Raw genomic sequence first — 19,285 nt, 5'->3', positions numbered from 1 at the left:
AATGCTGCAACTAATGCCTGTGATATGGCAATTGGAATTGGATGTAGTGTTACAATCCTAGAGGTTAATCAAGAAAGAATTGCATATTTAAGAAAGCAATACGCAACAGAAGAAGTAAATATAATTGAATCTAATACTGAAAATCTAGAGCGAACGATTAAAGAAGCAGATTTATTTATTTCAACAATTTTAATACCAGGATCTCGCCCTCCTAAAATTGTTAAAGAGTATATGGTTCAATCTATGAAGCCAGGAAGTGTCATTGTGGATATTGCAATAGATCAAGGTGGTACGGTAGAGACAGTCGATCATTATACAACTCATGATAATCCTATATTTATTAAGCATGATGTAATCCATTATGCAGTACCAAATATGCCTGGTGCTACTCCACGTACTTCAACTATGGCCTTAGCAAATGGAAATATTGAGTATTTACTAGAAATAGCTAAAAATGGATTGGAGAATGCAATCCAAAATAAATCGGCTTTGGCGACGGGGGTAAATATTTACAAGGGTACAATAACTTATGAGAATTTAGGTACAACACTAGAATTAGATTATAAGCCATTGAAAGAAGTGTTAATATGAGTAATGAGATTTTACCACTTAACATTGGGAATATAAAAAAAGCACAAGAAATTTTAGATGGAAATGCTAGAAAAACGCCTTTGGTTAAATCTTTCTATTTAACCAGTAAAACCGGTGGAGAAATTTATTTGAAGTTAGAAAACATGCAGTTAACGGGTTCATTCAAGTTTCGTGGTGCATTTAATAAAATTTCCCAACTAACAAATGAAGAAAAAGAACGTGGTGTAATCGCTTGTTCAGCTGGAAATCATGCACAGGGTGTTGCATTATCTTCTCATTTACTCAAAATTAAAAGCAAAATTGTGATGCCAACCTCTGCACCGCAAGCTAAAGTGGATGCGACGAGAGGATATGGTTCTGAAGTTATTTTATACGGTGATACATTTGATGATGCAAAAGCGAAATGTGAAGAAATTATAAAAGAAACAGGCGAAACATACCTACATCCATATGATGATGTAGAAGTAATGGCTGGCCAAGGGACAATTGGCTTAGATATTCTAGATGATATGTGGGATGTTGATACTGTTATTGTTCCTATTGGTGGAGGAGGAATTATTTCAGGAATTGCTGTAGCACTGAAATCATTTAATCCTTCCATTAATATTATTGGGGTTCAAGCAGATAATGTTCATGGAATGAAAGCTTCTTATGATGCTGGAAAAATTGTAGAACACTATGAAGCACCAACAATAGCGGATGGTTGTGCAGTTAAAATACCAGGGAATTTAACCTTTGAAATTGTAAAAAACCTAGTAGATGAAATTGTAACTGTATCGGAAGAAGAATTAGAAGTAGCGATGAAAGACTTATTGCAACGCGGAAAGGCTGTTGTAGAAGGTGCGGGAGCATTAGCAACAGCCGCTCTTCTTGCAGGCAAAGTTGATAAATATGTACAGGGTAAAAAAGTAGTAGCGGTTATTTCAGGTGGCAATGTGGATTTAAAACGTATTTCAAGTGTATGTGAGCATTTCTTTGTTGCCAATGAAGTAAAATAACGATTGATGAATGTATATAATAAGTTGATATTGCTAAAAAAGAGCTAGGATGAAACATCTTAGTTCTTTTTTGTAATATCAGGATACTATTGAGACAGAGTTTGTTTAAAAACAAACTCTTATACAAGGGGTACCGCCACACATCCATCAACTTAAGGATTTGGTGCAGGTTTAAAATAAAGTTTGGTTAAAAAATCATTCTAAACCCATAATTTCAATGCATATAAAAAGCCATTGTTTTAAACAGTAATTGAACAAAACGATGGCTCTCTTTTATTTTCCAGAACTGTTTTTTATAAAAAGTCTGATTAATTTAATTTTCCTTATACCACTAACGCTCCATTTAGTTTAATAAGAATGAATGGATTTAAACTTTCTTCCAATAAAGTTAGCAGGTACGGGGTTGAGTTCTACTTCTCTTGACCAAACAGAGAGTTGACCAATGTGGTGAATCTCATGAGCAATTATATGGTGTAATATTTCCTCAACAGTATATTTATCTTCATCCCAAGCAACACATACAGCTTTCTCTTTTAATTCATCTAAATTTTTTTTGAGAAATTCAGCTATTTTATTCTGGAATCTATCTGAAAGAGATTTAACCCTCTCAAGTGTATCATAATCAGCAAATTCAACTACTATGTCTTCTTTACCTTGAATACCACGAACCCAACTATATTCAACATCAATAATGTGAAAAAGGGTATATAAAATACTTCCTACTCCTCCAGTTCGCTCTTTTATCAACTCTTCATTTGATAGTTGATTACACCATTCAAACCATTCGTCTCTTACTTGCCAGTTATATTTAAAAAAATTTATCAATGTAAACACTCCCCTATATAATTGTTTATAGCAATAAGAATTAGCTTTTGTCACTAAAACCCCTCTTTTTATTGAAGTAACCTGCCCTGTTAGTTCAATAAAACAAGCTCTAGATAAGTAATCTCGAGCAAAAGCGTTGCACCTTATTAAAACAACACGTCTTTTTTAAACTTCGTGACTTTATTCCAAATCCGTATATAGACTATTTTTGGAGTTAAAAGCACGTTACTATTCTCTTATATTAATGAGAAAGGGTGACGTACTTTTTATGAATATCCACCAAAAACAAGAGTTATCTTTATTTGCCGAAGAGTTATATCAATATATGTCTCCCGCTACACTTAATCAATTAGCTATAGAAGCAGGCGGGATGAAACGAAAACGTAAGTGCCATGGGCACCATTTCTTATCTTTGTGTGTATGGTTAAATCAACAAGTCGCTACTACCTCTCTTACTCAACTTTGTAGTCAGTTAGAAACCTCAACAGGAATTTTATTAAGTCCAGAGGGACTTAATCGACGCTTTAACTCAGCCTCTGTAGCTTTCTTTCGAACTGCATTTACTATACTTCTACAAGCTAAAATTGGAGGTTTATCTAAGATTTCTCATTCTCTTTCAGCTTACTTTGAGCGCATTCGCATCCTTGATTCTACAACCTTCCAAGTTCCAAATCGATTCGCAGCTACTTATCCTGGTGCTGGAGGATGCAGTCATAAAGCTGGTGTGAAAATTCAACTAGAGTATGACTTGTTGAGTGGGGAATTTTCTGATGTGGAAATTGAGCCAGGAAAACGAAGTGATCAGGCATATAGTGCGACTCGAACAGGTATGGCACAAAAGAATGAACTATATATTCGTGACTTAGGATATTTTCGTTTACAAGGCTTTAAGTCTATTCAAGACAAGCAAGGATATTATTTATCACGTCTTAAGTTACCAACTAAAATATACAGAAAAGAGTTCGAAACAGTTGTATTTAAAACAAAGCCCACTCAATTGAGACCGGTATATATACAAATTCATTTGGAAGACATCATGACACAATTACAACCTGGCCAAGTGTATGAATTACATGATGTTTATGTAGGGAGTAAAGACAAACTACCTACTCGCATTGTGGTCTATAGATGTACCGAGGAGCAAAAACAGAAACGCCTACGTGACCGAGCTATTCGCGAAAAGAAAAAAGGAATTACTTATACAGAGCGTACGAAGCTTTTACAAGGTATTACGGTATATATGACAAACATTCCTACGGAATGGGTACCAAAAGAGAAAATCTATGATTTATATTCACTACGTTGGCAAATTGAACTGTTATTTAAAATATGGAAATCTTGGTTTCAAATTCATCGTTGTAAATCTATTAAACAAGAACGATTAGAATGTCACCTTTATGGGTAACTCATTAGTATTCTATTATGTTCTTCTACCATGTTTAAAATGCGAGAACTCCTGTTACGGAAGAAACAGAAAGAGCTAAGTGAATATAAAGCGATGTACATAATTAAGGATTATTTTTCACTTTTTTACCAAGCATTACACAAAAACACCCAAGAATTATCAAAGGTTCTCCTTCGTCTGTTTAACCTCCTACAGCACAACGGACGAAAATCTCATCGATATGAGAAAAAGACAGTCTTTGATATTTTGGGTGTTGTGTATGAGTATACCACTTCTACTCATCATGTAACATAGTAAAAAATTGAAGCCCGTCAGGTTTTATTTGATATGCCCACTTTTATAAAATCTATAAAAGATAATAAAAAGCTATATGGAAAGACCACATTTTGTATAAAAATATACCTTAAATTGATGGATGTGGCGGTACCCCACATCCATCAACTTAAGGATTTAGACTATTTTTGAAGTTAAAAGCACGTTACTATTTTCTTATGTTAATGAGAAAGGGTGACGTGCTTTTTATGAATATGCATCAAAAACAAGAGTTATCTTTATTTGCCGAAGAGCTATATCGATATATGTCTCCCGCTACACTTAATCAATTAGCTATAGAAGCAGGCGGAATGAAACGAAAACGCAAGTGCCACGGGCACCATTTCTTATCTTTGTGTGTATGGTTAAATCAACAAATCGCTACTACCTCTCTTACTCAACTTTGTAGTCAATTAGAAACTTCAACAGGAATTTTATTAAGTCCGGAGGGACTTAATCGACGATTTAATTCGGATTCTGTAGCCTTCTTTCGCACTGTATTTACTACACTTCTACAAGCTAAAATTGGAGGAGTATCTAAGATTTCTCATTCTCTTTCTTCTTATTTTGAGCGGATTCTCGTCCTTGATTCTACAACCTTCCAAGTTCCAGATCGATTCGCAACTACTTATCCTGGTGCCGGAGGGTGTAGTCATACAGCTGGTGTGAAAATCCAACTAGAGTATGACTTGTTGAGTGGAAAATTTTCTGATGTGGAAATTGAACCAGGAAAACGAAGTGATCAGGCATATAGTGCGACTCGAACAGGCATGGCACAAAAGAATGAACTATATATTCGTGACTTAGGATATTTTCGTCTACAAGACTTTAAGTCTATTCAAGATAAGCAAGGATATTATTTATCACGTCTAAAGTTACCCACTAAAATATATAGAAAAGAATTTGAAACAGTAGTATTTAAAACAAAACCCGCTCAATTAAAACCCGTATATATACAAATTCATTTGGAAGACATCATGAAACAATTGCAGCCTGGCCAAGTGTATGAATTACATGATGTATATGTAGGGAGTAAAGACAAACTGCCTACTCGAATTGTAGTTTATAGATGTACCGAGGAGCAAAAACAGAAACGTCTACGTGATCGAGCTATTCGCGAAAAGAAAAAAGGAATTACATATACAGAGCGTACAAAACTTTTACAAGGTATTACGGTATATATGACAAACATTCCTACGGAATGGGTACCAAAAGAGAAAATTTATGATCTATATTCACTGCGTTGGCAAATTGAGCTGTTATTTAAAATATGGAAATCTTGGTTTCAAATTCATCGTTGTAAATCTATTAAACAAGAACGATTAGAATGTCACCTTTATGGACAACTCATTAGTATCCTATTATGTTCTTCTACTATGTTTAAAATGCGAGAACTCCTGTTACGTAAGAAACAGAAAGAGCTAAGTGAATATAAAGCGATGTACATAATTAAGGATTATTTTTTACTTTTTTACCAAGCATTACACAAAAACACCCAAGAATTATCAAAGGTTCTCCTTCGTCTGTTTAACCTCCTACAGCACAACGGACGAAAATCTCATCGATATGAGAAAAAGACAGTCTTTGATATTTTGGGTGTTGTTTATGAGTATACCACTTCTACTCATCAGGTAGCATAGTAAAAAAATTGAAGCCCGTCAGGGTTTATTTGATATGCCTACTTTTATAAAATCTATAAAAGATAATAAAAAACTATATAGAAAGACCGCATTTTGTATAAAAATATACCTTAAGTTGATGGATGTGTGGCGGTACCCCTACAATTAAATTTAAGAAGGTATTGCAAGGTTAATAATTTATCTACAATGAGTTATTAATGTGGATTTAGCCCATTTTTTACATGTAGCGGGTTATTTTTTGATTGTTGTCGTACTTCGATTTGAATTACAGTGAGTAGCATTCATCCAAAAAACACCCCTGATTTCCTATAAATAATGGAGGTCATCAGCGGTGTTTATTGGTGTATAAAACTTCAACATTATTAATAAGTCTTCTTTTAAAATATAAATGGTTAAATATATGAAGAAACTTCGATTGTTATATCATCTTTTATTTTTGAAATACAGGTGCTATTTTATCAATGCGGTTTGTCCAAATTCCACCTGTATAATCGTCAGGAAGACGTTTTATATCTTCAAGCGAGTCAAATCCACTTGAAAATCCAAATCCATTTCCTCCTACAACAATAACTCGAGTATCAGCTTTATCCATTCGATTAAGAAAACGATTTGGCCATCCCCAAAGCCAAGGAGCTACTTTGTCTGGTATATGTAACTCCCCATGTTTCAGGCTTGAAGGCGTGTAACCAGTCCACCCTAACGCCATATAAGTAAGAAGATCCTTTTTCATGGTTGCTTTAGACATTAATCGTAAACTAGGGATGCGCTCTTTTATCGCAGCAATTGGTTTATCGCCAACATATACAGTTAGTTGATTAAGGCGCTTCGCTGGTAATTTCTTGAGGTAAGTAGCCAATTGGATTCCTTCATTTTCATCATCACTTTTAATATGAATAAGAAAAGAACGGTCTGGAAAATGGGTAAGTACTTCATCAAGTGTTGGCATAAGATTATGCCCTTTGCCACGAAACGGGAATGTTTTACCCCCATCAGCTGTATAACCGTAACCAATATCAAGTGCTTGTAGTTCTTTTGTTGTAAAATCTCTTGTAACACCTTTACCATTAGTACGGCAATCAAGAGTCCAGTCATGAAAAATAACAAAATTATTATCTTTAGTTGGTTGAACATCAAACTCTACTAGATTAGCTCCAGCTTTAAATGCCGCTTCCATAGATGGAATTGTATTTTCTAAATAAGAATGTTCAGGTTTATTTATACGTTTAGCTGTACATGTATCACCCTCAATCCCTTCCATGCTAAATGTTTGCGAAAGCCCTCGGTGAGCAAGAAGAAGAGGAGTCCTATCGGCCCTCTCAGCAAAAAAAGAACTATTATTTACATAAACAAATACGAATAGGATAAGAATTATCAAAGTCGTTTTACGTTTTAGTAACCTTTTTATTTTATTCATTGTATGCTCCTCTTAATTATTAGTTGAAATGCTGTAGACAATGTTCGTCATTTAAATACTGGTAGATGTTACAACCTATTTTATTTTACTGCAATGGATAGGATTGGTAATTGAAGGTTAGTAATTATATATCAATATAACTCTTCAGCGAATAAAGATAATTCTTTTTTATCCAGATTCTACATCCTTAAGTTAATGGATGTGTGGTGGGCTCCTATAGGGGCGTAAAGTACTCAAAACTATGAACGTTTCCGCAACATTCCCCTTTTCCTCTTTCGAATAAAATTTATAGGAAGATATAATAAAAGTATAACGATATAAGGGGCGTCTTTTATGAGAAAAGAGAAAAGACAAAGGCTAATTAAACAAGCGGTGAGAGAGTATGAAATAGATACACAAGAAAAGTTAGTAGAGCTGTTAGCAAAAAAGGGGGAAATTGTAACACAAGCTACTATTTCGCGAGATATTCGCGAATTAAATATAATAAAGACAGTTTCTTCAAACGGTTTAACTATATATAAAAACTTCACAGGAGATAATATACAAACTGATATGATGTTAAAGAAAAAGCTGGGAGAAGTTGTCGTAAAGATTGATTATATAAATCAATTAACTATTATTAAAACTTTACCGGGTAATGCACATGTTATAGGGGTGTTATTAGACTCTGTAGACTGGAAAGAAAAAGTAGGGTGTATTTGTGGGAATGATACATGTCTTGTAATTTCAAAATCACAATCAGATAGGGAGATTCTAGAAGAGAGATTAAAATTAATTATGTAGATAAAAAAACTACTAATACAGGATTTTATTTTGGTACAGAAATAAAGCAGCTTTTCCGGAGCCTTGGTAATAAATTAAACTTTTAATTGGGATACTTTACGGTATATTGAAATTAATTGTCTTCTTAGTTGTTGAAGATACTTAATATAGAAATGATGTTGGAGTATCGAGAAAAATAATTAATTCCAAATAAGAATTTTTAACGTAAGTTAGCTAAAATTTGAAAGTGAGTACAATTAATCGAAATTGCTAGTTATAAGAGAGGGTAAAAGTATCTTGTAAAGTAATGCATATAACATAGAAAGATATAAGAGATAGGTGAAATTTATGAATACAAGACAAAAAGAAATTTTATTTCTACTATTATCTGAATCTAACGACTATTCATTAGTACAAGACCTTGCCGATAAGGTGAATTGCTCTGAAAAAACAATTCGTAATGACTTTAAAATAATTGAGGAGCACCTTACGAATTATTCAAGTGCGATTCTTGTTAGGAAACCAGGATTAGGTGTGTACTTAGAGATTGAGGAATATGAAAAGGTGGACTTGTTTAATAAACTTTATTGTATTAATAATCGCACAAAGTATGAATCAGATGAAGAAAGAATTCTACAAATTGCATACAACTTATTAATGAATGTAAAGGCAGTTACTGCACAGGAAATGGCATCCCAACATTTTGTAAGTCGAACGACTATAAAAAAAGATCTAGATAGAATTGAAAAATGGTTACATCATTTTGATTTAACCATTGTTTCAAAACAGCGAGTTGGACTTATTATTGATGGAATTGAAAAGAAAAAAAGAAGAGCATTGGCTAGATTATCAGATTTGATTCGTAATTCTGATCTTACGAATCAATTTATTAAAGAACAATTTCAATATCATGAGGTTGAATTTGTTACGAATGAATTGAAAGCGTTACAAAAGCGAAATGCAGTGTTTTTTACAGATGATACATTTGAAAGTTTATTAGTGCATACATTGCTCATGGTACGGAGAATGAAACTTAAACAACCTATTTTAAATGCTGAAAAGGAAATTAAAATACTGAAAGAAACAAAAGAATATATATGGACATTGGAATTTTTAAAACAGTTGGAATGGGTTTTTTCAGTTCATTTTACAGAAGAAGAAGTTACGTATTTAACAGCCCATATTTTAGGTGGGAAAATCCGTTATAAAGATAAACCAATGCAGGATAGCACACTTACTGAAAGTAATCCAATTCTTTCTATAGTTATACAGCAATTAGTTAAACGTATGTCACAGTTATATGAAATTGATTTCAGTAAAGACAAAATTTTAATTGAAGGGTTAACGATTCATTTATATACCGCATTGAATCGCTTAAGCTATGATCTTTCTGTCTCTAATCCGATGTTACACGATATAAAGAGAATGTATCCCTATGTGTTTAATGTATTGATACAAGTATTAGAAGAGATAAATGAATCTCTAAATATATATATTCCAGAAGAAGAAGCGGCTTATCTTACTCTACACTTCGAAGCATCTGTTGAACGGTTAAATCACCAGGAAAAATCTAAAAATGTAATTATTGTTTGTCATATGGGCATTGGCATGTCGCAGTTGTTACGTACAAAAATTGAGCGTAAATTTCGTCATATCCATGTTATGGACTGTATTTCAAAAGCTGATTTACAAAGTTATATAATGAAACATCGTGATGTGGATCTCGTTATTTCAACTACTAGTCTTTCAAGACTAAACATTCCTCATATAGTAGTATCCCCATTATTAGAGGGGCCAGAAGAAAAGAAGCTAGGGGACTTTATACAAAATTATGATGAGCCAAGTTATAAAGAACAAAAAGATTTTGTTATGTTCAATTATACATCTCCATTTTTAGTGTTTTTACAACAGGATATACAGCACCCATATGAGCTAATTGAAAAGTTAGCGTATGCTTTGCATAGTAAGGGGTATGTAGATAAAGAGTATGCAGAAAATGCAATCATAAGAGAAAAAATGTCAGCAACAACGATTGGGGCAGGAATCGCAATTCCCCATGGCAACCCAAAATTTATTCAAGAATCAGTAATTGCAATTGCTACATTAAAGGAACCAATTGATTGGGGAGAAGAGAAGGTATCACTTGTATTTATGCTAGCAGTTAAAAGTGATGGACAAGAGGTAACGAAACAATTGTTTCAGGAACTATCCTTTATAAGTGAGCAACCATCCTTTATTCAAAAGCTTACGAAAGAAACAAACGTAATGAAATTTTTGTCCTTTTTACATAATTAACCGAAAAGTGGAGAATCAAATAACCCGTTTTTCGCTTGGGTAAAAGGTTTATTTTTCCGGAAGTTACGGTAAAAAATGAAACTTTTGACGTCGTAATATTAATTTATAGTAAGTGTAGGCGCTTAGTAAAAAGTGTGAGGAGGATTAAGAATGAAATTGTTAGCGGTTACATCATGTCCAAATGGGATTGCCCATACTTATATGGCAGCTGAAAATTTGCAAAAAACAGCGGATAAATTAGGAGTCCAAATGAAAATTGAAACCCAAGGTGGAATAGGGGTAGAAAATGAGTTGACGGAACAAGATATTCGCGAAGCAGACGGCATTATTATAGCTGCAGATAGAGTCGTAAATAAAGATAGATTTGTAGGGAAAAAATTGTTGGTTGTTGGGGTACAAGATGGTATTCGTAAACCAGGAGAATTAATTCAGAAAATAATCAGCGGGAATGTACCTCTTTATCATTCACAGTCAAAAATAGTAGAAAGTAACCAACAGGAAAGAAAGCAAAATCCGATATATCGTCATTTAATGAATGGTGTATCTTTTATGGTCCCATTTATCGTAGTCGGGGGATTATTAATTGCAATTGCGTTAACACTTGGGGGAGAAAAAACACCTGGGGGTTTAGTGATTCCGGAGGGTTCTTTCTGGAAAACTATTGAACAAATTGGTGGTGCATCATTTACGTTCATGGTTCCAATACTAGCTGGATATATTTCATATAGTATAGCGGATAAGCCTGGACTTGTTCCTGGTATGATTGGTGGATATATTGCAGCAACAGGAAGCTTTTACGGAAGTGAAAGTGGTGCTGGTTTTCTTGGTGGTATTATCGCTGGTTTCTTAGCTGGTTACATAGCGTTAGGAATCAAAAAATTAAAAGTTCCAAAAGCGATTCAACCAATTATGCCGATTATTATTATTCCGGTATTTACTTCTCTTATTGTAGGTTTAGCATTTGTATTTATTATTGGTGCCCCTGTCGCACAAGTTTTCGTATCATTAACAGCTTGGTTAGCAGGTATGCAAGGGTCAAGTTCAATTCTCTTAGCATTAATTTTAGGGGCAATGATTTCATTTGATATGGGTGGTCCGGTCAATAAAGTAGCATTCTTATTTGGTTCAGCAATGATTGGAGAAGGAAACTATGAAATTATGGGTCCAATTGCTGCAGCAATTTGTATTCCACCAATCGGGATGGGACTTGCTACTTTCATAGGTAAGGGGAAATTCCAAGATTCAGAGAGAGAAATGGGTAAAGCATCATTCACAATGGGGCTATTTGGTATTACGGAAGGTGCGATTCCCTTTGCAGCCCAAGATCCACTTCGTGTTATTCCAAGTATAATGGCGGGTTCAATGACAGGTGCGGCAATTGCTATGATTGGTCATGTAGGAGACAGAGTGGCACATGGTGGTCCGATAGTTGCTGTATTAGGGGCAGTAGATAATGTATTTATGTTTTTTGTGGCTGTAATAGTAGGTTCTGCTGTGACAGCTGTTTTAGTAAATGTACTGAAAAAAGACATTTCAAAGATAGAAAAACAAGAAATTGAACAAATAAAAGAAGTATCAGCAACAATAGAAGTACAACAAATGGAGCAAGAAGCACAAAGCAAAAGTTCACAAGTAGAAAAGATGAAAATTAATAAGCTAACAGATATTATAAATTTAGAATTAATTGAAACGGATTTAAAAGGAGAAACACGAGATGACATTATTGATGAGATGATTCAAAAATTAAAGCATGTAGGTGCATTGCATTCAGTGACAGAATTTAAACAAGCTATTATGAATCGTGAACAAGAAAGTACTACAGGGATTGGTGTAAACATTGCTATTCCGCATGGAAAATCAGATGCGGTTAGGGAACCGAGCGTGGTATTTGGAATTAAACAATCAGGGATAGATTGGAAGAGCCTTGATGGAACTGAAGCGAAATTAATATTTATGATTGCCGTACCAAAAGAAAATGAGGGAAATCAACATTTAAAAATCCTTCAAATGCTTTCTCGAAAACTAATGGATGACAGTTATAGAGAGCGGTTATTATCCATCCAAACAAAAGAAGAAGCATACAAGCTACTAGGTGAAATTATATAGAACGGAGGATTATAATTATGACGGAACCATTATTTTTTGCACCTGTTTTTAAAGAAAGAATTTGGGGTGGAACACATTTAACTTCTTTTGGATATGAGATTCCATCAAATCAAACTGGAGAGTGTTGGGCTTTTGCTGCACATCAACATGGACAAAGTATTGTTAAGAACGGAAAGTATAAAGGACTATCCTTAGGTGAATTGTGGGAAAATCATCGAGATTTATTTGGAAATATGGAGGGGGAACGTTTCCCCCTTCTTACAAAAATTTTGGATGCCAATCAAGACCTATCTGTTCAAGTTCATCCCAACGATGAGTATGCTAGCGTGTATGAGAATGGAGAACTAGGAAAAACAGAGTGCTGGTATGTAATCGATTCCACTAAAGACGCAGAAATTATATATGGGCATCATGCGAAAACAAGAGAAGAATTAATGGCTATGATTGAACAGAAAGAGTGGAACCAACTGTTACATCGTGTGAAGGTGAAACCTGGAGATTTTTTCCATGTGCCGAGTGGAACTGTTCATGCAATTGGTAAAGGGATTTTAGTATTAGAAACACAACAAAACTCTGATACAACCTATAGATTGTATGATTATGATAGAAGAGATTCAGAAGGGAATTTACGTGATCTGCATCTTGAAAAGAGCATTGATGTAATAGAAACTCCATTTATATCAAATCAGTTAATGGTTAAACATGAAAAAGTAGATGATTTGAGTATAACTAGCTTTATCAAATGTCCATATTTTTCAGTGGCAAAATGGGAGTTAGATGGATTAACTAGTTTGGAACAACAAAAAGAATTCCTTCTTGTTAGTGTAATAAAGGGTGAAGGTGAGTTAATTAAAGAAGGGGAACACTATTCCTTTAAAAAAGGAGATCACTTTATAATACCTAATTGCTTTGGAAGATATGATTTGGTAGGTAACTCTATATGTATTGTTTCAGGCATATATTAAATTTTATAATTTTTATATAACTATTAACAAATGTATTGTTTAAACACAAATTAACCAGTTCTTGATTTTGAGGAGCTGGTTAATTTGTGTGAAGAGTATTGATTTTAAAATTTTTTTATTATCTGCAACATTTAGTATTTATTTTCTTGTTCTTTGTTACTTGAGCCATAATTTTTCAAAAAGGGTAAAGTTATGGTTCAAATCGTGACAGATGTATGCTACAACTTACATTTATAGAAAGACGTGAAAATAGGAATTAATTTCATGGCATATAAATATGATTATATAATGTACCTTCCATTGTGACCAATCCTCACCCATTAGTAAATATGAAAAATTAGATGTCAGATATGCATTTATTTAATTGTACATTAGAATATATAAAAATAACGCAAACTCCAAATGAACTTCACACTTGAATACAAAATGCGTTATATAATAACTTTAGAGCTTATTAATGCTACATTAATTTTTAACTATTAATATATATAAAATATAAAATTTTTATGCAGGATACTAGGGTAAATAACTTCTCATAAGTAAATAATAAAGGAGAATAACTATGACAATCACTGTACTGGAATCAGAAAAAACTAATATTACAGAAGAGGATGTTGAAATTTTAAAAATAATGGCGCATCCAATTCGTTTACGTATTGTAAACGAATTAAGCAAACATAATACTTTTAATGTTTCGCAGCTAACAAAAATTTTAGAGATACCCCAATCATCTGTTTCACAACATTTATCGAAAATGAAGGGTAAAGTACTAAAAGCTGAACGTAAAGGCTTAGAAATTTATTATTCCATTCGTAACAACAAAGCAACTCAAATTGTCGGCATACTTGGATATTAAGCCATATATACAATTGCGTAAAGATAGAGTAGTACCTGAAAAGGGTGCTACTCTTTTTGGATTCTATAAACACAACATGACAAATGTTACTTTTTTATAAAAGAACAAGAACAAACTAGGAATTATGTTTTCCTACATTGAATTTAAACGTATATGTCATTAAAAATAGATGCTAGACACTTGGATGCACATTGCTAAACCCAACACATCAAACCACTGGAGGGATACAATGTCTTATAGAACGATTCATACCGATTTTTGAAATGACTATACAAATGCTCGAGATGCCTTGTTAAATGAAGGAATCGTTGAAAGTGGCCATGTTCAATATGAAAGTCAAAAAGGGCTAATCATACGTCCTGCCTACGAAATAGAAGGAGAAATTTATTTTTTCTCGGGAATGAGAGCAGCGGGAAATACGATATACAGTGTACAATTACGCCCTTTTCATAAGCTAAAAGAGGCGGAATACATTCCACTAGAAGAAAAATCTTGTATCACTGTATAAATGAGAGAGATAGCTATCAGCTAGGAAGAGATGGAAGAATCTGAGCGATGTTAATTTTCTTCGTTCGTATGTTGATGGGCATAGGAAAGGATTTCACAAATATAAAATAAGATTGACAACGAAAGATTACAAGTGTAATATTCAGTTAAAGATTACACTTGTAATCCGAGGGAGGTGTAATTTAAATTAATGAAAGAATTACCTAAAATTTCAGAAGCGGAGTTAGAAGTAATGAAAGTACTGTGGTCAAAATCTCCACAAACAGCAAATGAAGTGATTGAAGAGTTGGAGAAGAAAATGGATTGGAAACCCAAAACGATTCGAACACTAATTAATCGATTAGTTCACAAAGAAGCAGTTACTTACCATCAAGATAAAGGGCGTATGTACGCTTATTATCCTTTGGTTTCGCAAGATAGTTATTTACAAGTAGAAACGAAATCTTTACTTAAACGTTTCTATGGTGCAGCATTTAAGCCCTTGCTGGTAAATTTCCTGAAAGAAGAAAAGCTGTCTTCAGAAGACATTAACGAACTTAAACGTATCCTGGATGAGAAGAGTGAGGAAAATCAGAGGAAGGATAGATTATAATGATAGAAATGTTTATTAATGTCTATCTTCCTCATTTTTTCGATTGGTTGATAGAAACCACTATTATGGCGAGCATATTAGTGGGCCTAATCTTATGTATCAAAGTCTTGTTTAGAGATAAGTTAACTCCACGTTGGCAATACATGCTATGGATTATATTAATAATAAGACTTGTATTACCTTGGTCGCCAGATAGTTCCTATAGTATCTATTCTGTTCTTACTTACAAGAATAATGATGCATTCATTTCTAGCCGAACCCCTGTAGCTATTTTTCCTTCAAAAGAACGCATGCAAAAATTGAAAGGTATAGACAATACAAAGGTTCTTACAAAAGAAGATACTTATACCTCAAGTTCAACACAAACTGATCAGGCAAACAAGACACAAACAGACAATAATGAAAAGCAGGATGATGGGACGGTTCCATTCTATACAATCTGTATATACATCTGGCTTACTGGCGTTATTCTTCTAAGCTTTGCTACATTTATTATGAACAGGCGTTTACTACTTTACATAAAAAAACAACCTGATATTACAGATGAGAAAATTATCCGGATTTTTGAAAAATGTAAGCAATCTATGTCTGTTCAACGAGATATCCCTCTACTTGTATCTGGAAAGGTTTCCAGTCCAACAGTGTTCGGATTTATTCGGCCCAAGTTGTTATTGTCAACTGTACATATGAAAGTATTAGATGAACAACAGTTACGATATATTTTCCATCATGAATTGGCTCACATCAAGCGAAGAGATGTCGGTGTGAACTGGCTTATGCATGGTTTACTCATTTTAAATTGGTTTAATCCCATTCTTTGGTATGCCTACTCATGTATGCGGGAAGATCAAGAACTAGCATGCGATGCATTAGCTCTTACATGTATAGATGCAGAGGAACAAATCGCGTATGGACATACTATTATTAGCCTTTTGGAACATTACTCAAGTTATTATCAAGTACCGAGTGTGGCAAATTTCAGTAAAAACAAAAGGATGTTAAAAAGGAGAATTCTAATGATTAAAAAATTCCAAAAAAAAATCGTATCGTTGGTCTGCTCTAGGAGTTGTGGCAATTATTGCAGTATCATCTGTATCCTTATTAAATGCCCGTGCCGATAAGCCGACTAGCCCTGAGAAACAACAAATAGAAGTGAAAAATAATATGAAAGAATTAAAAACACAAACCGATATTCCTATACATCAAATTGTAGAAAAAATGATTGGTACAAAAGAACAGGCAGAAGCAGAATTTTTTGTTTCAGAAGGAGAATATAATACTTTACTTACAGAAGTTGGAGTGGCGCAAAATCTGTTTACGAAAGAAGAATTTAAGCGATTTATTGATTTAGAAACAGAGGCATATACTTTGGGTAAAAAAGTAAAATTAGTAGGAAGTCCTGACAAGTTAGACCCAGAAGAGCAAAAGAAATATGAGAAAAATGATGAAGAAATAGGACCATTTAGACAGAAAATTTATTCACACTTTAATTTGACTAAAAAGGAAGCACAGGAATATCTTGATTTTCAAATTAAGACACCAACGTATGTAGTAAAAGGGTATAAACTAAGTGGAGAAGATGTTCAAACACCGTTGGCTATTAAAAAAATGGATCCCACTATTGTTTATGAATATCGAAATGAAGATTCCGCATATATGGTGTATCAATCTGCAGTTAGAGATCAAGGAGAAGATTCGCTGAAGGGGATAGTAGGGACTAGTGAAAAGATAACTAATTATGAATTAGTCGGGACAAAAATAAGTTTATCTGAAAATACAAAGGATAAATTTAAAGTAATGAAGATGATTGTTCCTGCAAAAGGAAAGAATAATACTTATCAAGTTACAATTCTTGCAGATAATTTAAGTAAAGAAGAATTAGAGAAAATTATGCTTTCCTGTTTAAAATAAAAAATAGAGTCTCAGAATCCCGTTCCTGAGACTCTATTTTTTATTTCAGTTTGGGGTAGCACCACATCACTATCAAGGGTTCTGGTGCAAAAAATATAACACTTGTGCAATGAATCTGTAAATCTTGGACATACTGATACTATTACTCTACAAAAGGGTGTGTGATCAGTATGAAAAAGGAAACTTTGTTTAAATGGAAGCACTATCAGCCAGATATTATTCTATTAACTGTACGTTGGTACCTACGGTACAATCTTAGTTTTCGTGATTTGGTAGAAATGATGGAGGAAAGAGGACTATCCTTGGCTCATACAACGATTATGCGGTGGGTCCATCAATATGGGCCGGAGTTAGATAAGCGAATTCGACGTCATCTCAAACAAACGAATGACTCCTGGAGAGTAGATGAAACGTACATAAAAGTAAAAGGACAATGGATGTACCTATATCGTGCCGTTGATTCTGAAGGGAACACGATTGATTTTTATCTCAGTAAATCTAGAAATCATAAGGCTGCAAAGCGATTCTTCAAGAAGGCTTTGCGGTCTTTTCATGTTTCAAAACCTCGTGCAATTACAGTTGATAAAAATCCCGCCTATCCCATTGCTATCAGCGGGTTGAAGAAAGAGAAAAAAATGCCGTTAGGCATTCAAATCAGGCAGATAAAATATCTAAATAACATCGTAGAGCAAGACCATCGTTTCATTAAAAAACGTATACGCTCTATGTTAGGACTTAAATCTTTTCGCACAGTTACATTTATTCTTGCAGGAGTAGAAGCCATGCATATGATACAAAAAGAACAGATTGATTTACGGGATCAGTCTGTTCAAAATCAAAAACAATTCATTCATCAATGTTTTTTGGAATGTATCCTTTATTTGCACCAGAACCAAAAATAAGGTGTAAGTGTTAAAGATATGTTCTAGTGGAGAAGAAGTAATGGTATGGATTTGGTAGCTAAATCAGTTTGATTTTTAAGGGAGAATAACGAGCTGATCAAAGCTTTTTAATGAATTCAATTTCATTATTTAATAATAATGGACGAGTTAAGTGGGAAGAGTTTTCTTCAACCTGAGTAGAATTTTTTGCACCAGGAATAGCAACTGAAACAGCAGGGTGACTTAAAACATAACGTAAAGCAACTTGCGCTAAACTTCGATTTGATCGTACAAGTGAACGTAATTTCTCTACTTTGTTTAAGCTATCTTTAAACCACTGTTCTTTTGGCCAATCTTTTCTTAAATCATCGTCTGGAAATTGAGTTTCATGATTAAATTTCCCAGTTAAAATTCCCATCTTAAGTGGACCTCTTATCACAGCACCTAAATTATGTTTTTCAATATAAGGAAGGATGTCTTTTTCAGGTTCTTTATTTAAAATACTATAATCAAATTGCACAACATCTAAATCATTATCTTGATTAAAATGTTTGATATAATCTAAATCATTAGCAGAAACACCAACGGCTCTCACTTTTCCAGATTTTTTTAAGGTTTGGAAAGCTTGTAGAAAGGCTTCTGTTTCTTCAGGTTTATCCCACCAAATATGACAAAAGTAAACATCTATATAATCCGTTTTTAGCCGTAGTAAACTAGCCTCAAATGCATCAATGATCTTTTGAGGATCTCCATAAACAGCCGGTTGATTTGGGTCATAATGATGACCAATTAATCCACCTTTTGTAGAAAGAATGATATCCTGTCTGCGATTATTTATAGCTTTTGCAACTAGTGTTTCACTATGACCTAATCCATAAACATCAGCAGTGTCAATAAAATTGACCCCTAGGTCAATTGCTTTCTCAATTGCATCAATGGATTCATTATCTTTTACTGCACCCCATTCATCTCCACCAATTGCCCAAGAACCGAATCCTATCTCTGAAACTATTAATCCCGTGTTACCTAATAATCTATATTCCATTATGTACGGACTCCTCCTTTACAGTTTATGTTATTAGAAGTATATATAGTGACCAGTTGGAATATTCTTGAATTTGTTTTCGGAGAATAAATTAGGCAATTTACTTTAATAAATATATGCAAGAATACTGTATAAAAAGAAATTAGAATTATTAGTGAAATGGTTTTTTATGCTTAAATT

The 19,285-nt window shown here is 33.7% G+C and carries 12 protein-coding genes and 3 pseudogenes; 12 read left to right on the top strand and 3 right to left on the bottom strand.

Features of this window, described 5'->3' with window-relative positions; genetic code table 11:
* Both MHH27_RS29745 and tdcB read left to right on the top strand, forming a co-directional pair.
* Positions 1-591, top strand: a pseudogene (locus MHH27_RS29745) (alanine dehydrogenase); the annotation flags it as partial.
* The gene (gene tdcB, locus MHH27_RS29740) at positions 588-1,589 is read left to right on the top strand and encodes a bifunctional threonine ammonia-lyase/L-serine ammonia-lyase TdcB (protein ID WP_098566848.1); all 1,002 of its coding nucleotides are present in this window, start codon (positions 588-590) and stop codon (positions 1,587-1,589) included. The pseudogene MHH27_RS29745 and the gene tdcB, both read left to right, overlap by 4 nt.
* A gap of 348 nt (positions 1,590-1,937) precedes the next feature.
* Here tdcB and MHH27_RS29735 read toward each other — a convergent pair whose 3' ends face one another.
* Positions 1,938-2,414: a DinB family protein gene (locus MHH27_RS29735; protein ID WP_176520618.1), complete on the bottom strand. Its 477-nt coding sequence runs from the start codon at positions 2,412-2,414 to the stop codon at positions 1,938-1,940.
* Between the two features lie 268 nt (positions 2,415-2,682).
* On the opposite strand from MHH27_RS29735, the pseudogene MHH27_RS29730 reads away from it, so the two are divergent.
* Both MHH27_RS29730 and MHH27_RS29725 read left to right on the top strand, forming a co-directional pair.
* Positions 2,683-4,113: pseudogene (locus MHH27_RS29730) on the top strand (IS4 family transposase).
* A gap of 227 nt (positions 4,114-4,340) precedes the next feature.
* The gene (locus tag MHH27_RS29725; RefSeq protein ID WP_097833444.1) at positions 4,341-5,771 is read left to right on the top strand and encodes an IS4 family transposase; all 1,431 of its coding nucleotides are present in this window, start codon (positions 4,341-4,343) and stop codon (positions 5,769-5,771) included.
* 430 nt (positions 5,772-6,201) lie between these two features.
* Here MHH27_RS29725 and MHH27_RS29720 read toward each other — a convergent pair whose 3' ends face one another.
* Positions 6,202-7,185, bottom strand: a complete 984-nt coding sequence (locus tag MHH27_RS29720) for a glycerophosphodiester phosphodiesterase family protein (protein ID WP_340945293.1) — start codon at positions 7,183-7,185, stop codon at positions 6,202-6,204.
* Positions 7,186-7,518: 333 nt separating this feature from the next.
* On the opposite strand from MHH27_RS29720, the gene MHH27_RS29715 reads away from it, so the two are divergent.
* The 8 genes and pseudogenes from MHH27_RS29715 to MHH27_RS29680 all read left to right on the top strand — a co-directional run bounded on the left by MHH27_RS29715 (position 7,519) and on the right by MHH27_RS29680 (position 18,081).
* Positions 7,519-7,968, top strand: a complete 450-nt coding sequence (locus MHH27_RS29715) for an arginine repressor (protein ID WP_001224401.1) — start codon at positions 7,519-7,521, stop codon at positions 7,966-7,968.
* Between the two features lie 327 nt (positions 7,969-8,295).
* On the top strand, positions 8,296-10,242 hold the full coding sequence (locus MHH27_RS29710; RefSeq protein WP_098566992.1) for a BglG family transcription antiterminator: 1,947 nt from the start codon (positions 8,296-8,298) through the stop codon (positions 10,240-10,242).
* 150 nt (positions 10,243-10,392) lie between these two features.
* Positions 10,393-12,348, top strand: a complete 1,956-nt coding sequence (locus MHH27_RS29705; protein ID WP_305926211.1) for a PTS fructose transporter subunit IIABC — start codon at positions 10,393-10,395, stop codon at positions 12,346-12,348.
* Positions 12,349-12,365: 17 nt separating this feature from the next.
* Positions 12,366-13,313: a mannose-6-phosphate isomerase, class I gene (gene manA / locus MHH27_RS29700; RefSeq protein ID WP_340945285.1), complete on the top strand. Its 948-nt coding sequence runs from the start codon at positions 12,366-12,368 to the stop codon at positions 13,311-13,313.
* Positions 13,314-13,875: 562 nt separating this feature from the next.
* Positions 13,876-14,169 (top strand): ArsR/SmtB family transcription factor, encoded by a 294-nt coding sequence (locus MHH27_RS29695; protein ID WP_098538126.1) that lies wholly within the window; start codon positions 13,876-13,878, stop codon positions 14,167-14,169.
* A 697-nt stretch (positions 14,170-14,866) separates the two neighbouring features.
* Complete coding sequence (locus MHH27_RS29690) at positions 14,867-15,268, top strand: BlaI/MecI/CopY family transcriptional regulator (protein WP_000661428.1); 402 nt, start codon at positions 14,867-14,869, stop codon at positions 15,266-15,268.
* Positions 15,268-17,179: pseudogene (locus MHH27_RS29685) on the top strand (M56 family metallopeptidase). Before MHH27_RS29690 ends, MHH27_RS29685 begins: the two are co-directional and overlap by 1 nt.
* Positions 17,180-17,349: 170 nt before the next feature.
* Positions 17,350-18,081, top strand: coding sequence for an IS6-like element IS240C family transposase (locus MHH27_RS29680; protein ID WP_025967150.1), 732 nt, complete (start codon positions 17,350-17,352; stop codon positions 18,079-18,081).
* A gap of 97 nt (positions 18,082-18,178) precedes the next feature.
* Here MHH27_RS29680 and MHH27_RS29675 read toward each other — a convergent pair whose 3' ends face one another.
* A complete protein-coding gene (locus MHH27_RS29675; RefSeq protein WP_098235281.1) occupies positions 18,179-19,105 on the bottom strand; it encodes an aldo/keto reductase in 927 nt (308 codons plus the stop codon).
* Positions 19,106-19,285: the final 180 nt, after the last annotated feature.

It is taken from the genome of Bacillus sp. FSL L8-0152, assembly GCF_038006365.1.
Classification (GTDB): domain Bacteria; phylum Bacillota; class Bacilli; order Bacillales; family Bacillaceae_G; genus Bacillus_A; species Bacillus_A cereus.
The sequence above is the reverse complement of the archived record's forward strand: the minus strand, read 5'-3'. Positions and strand labels throughout refer to the sequence as shown.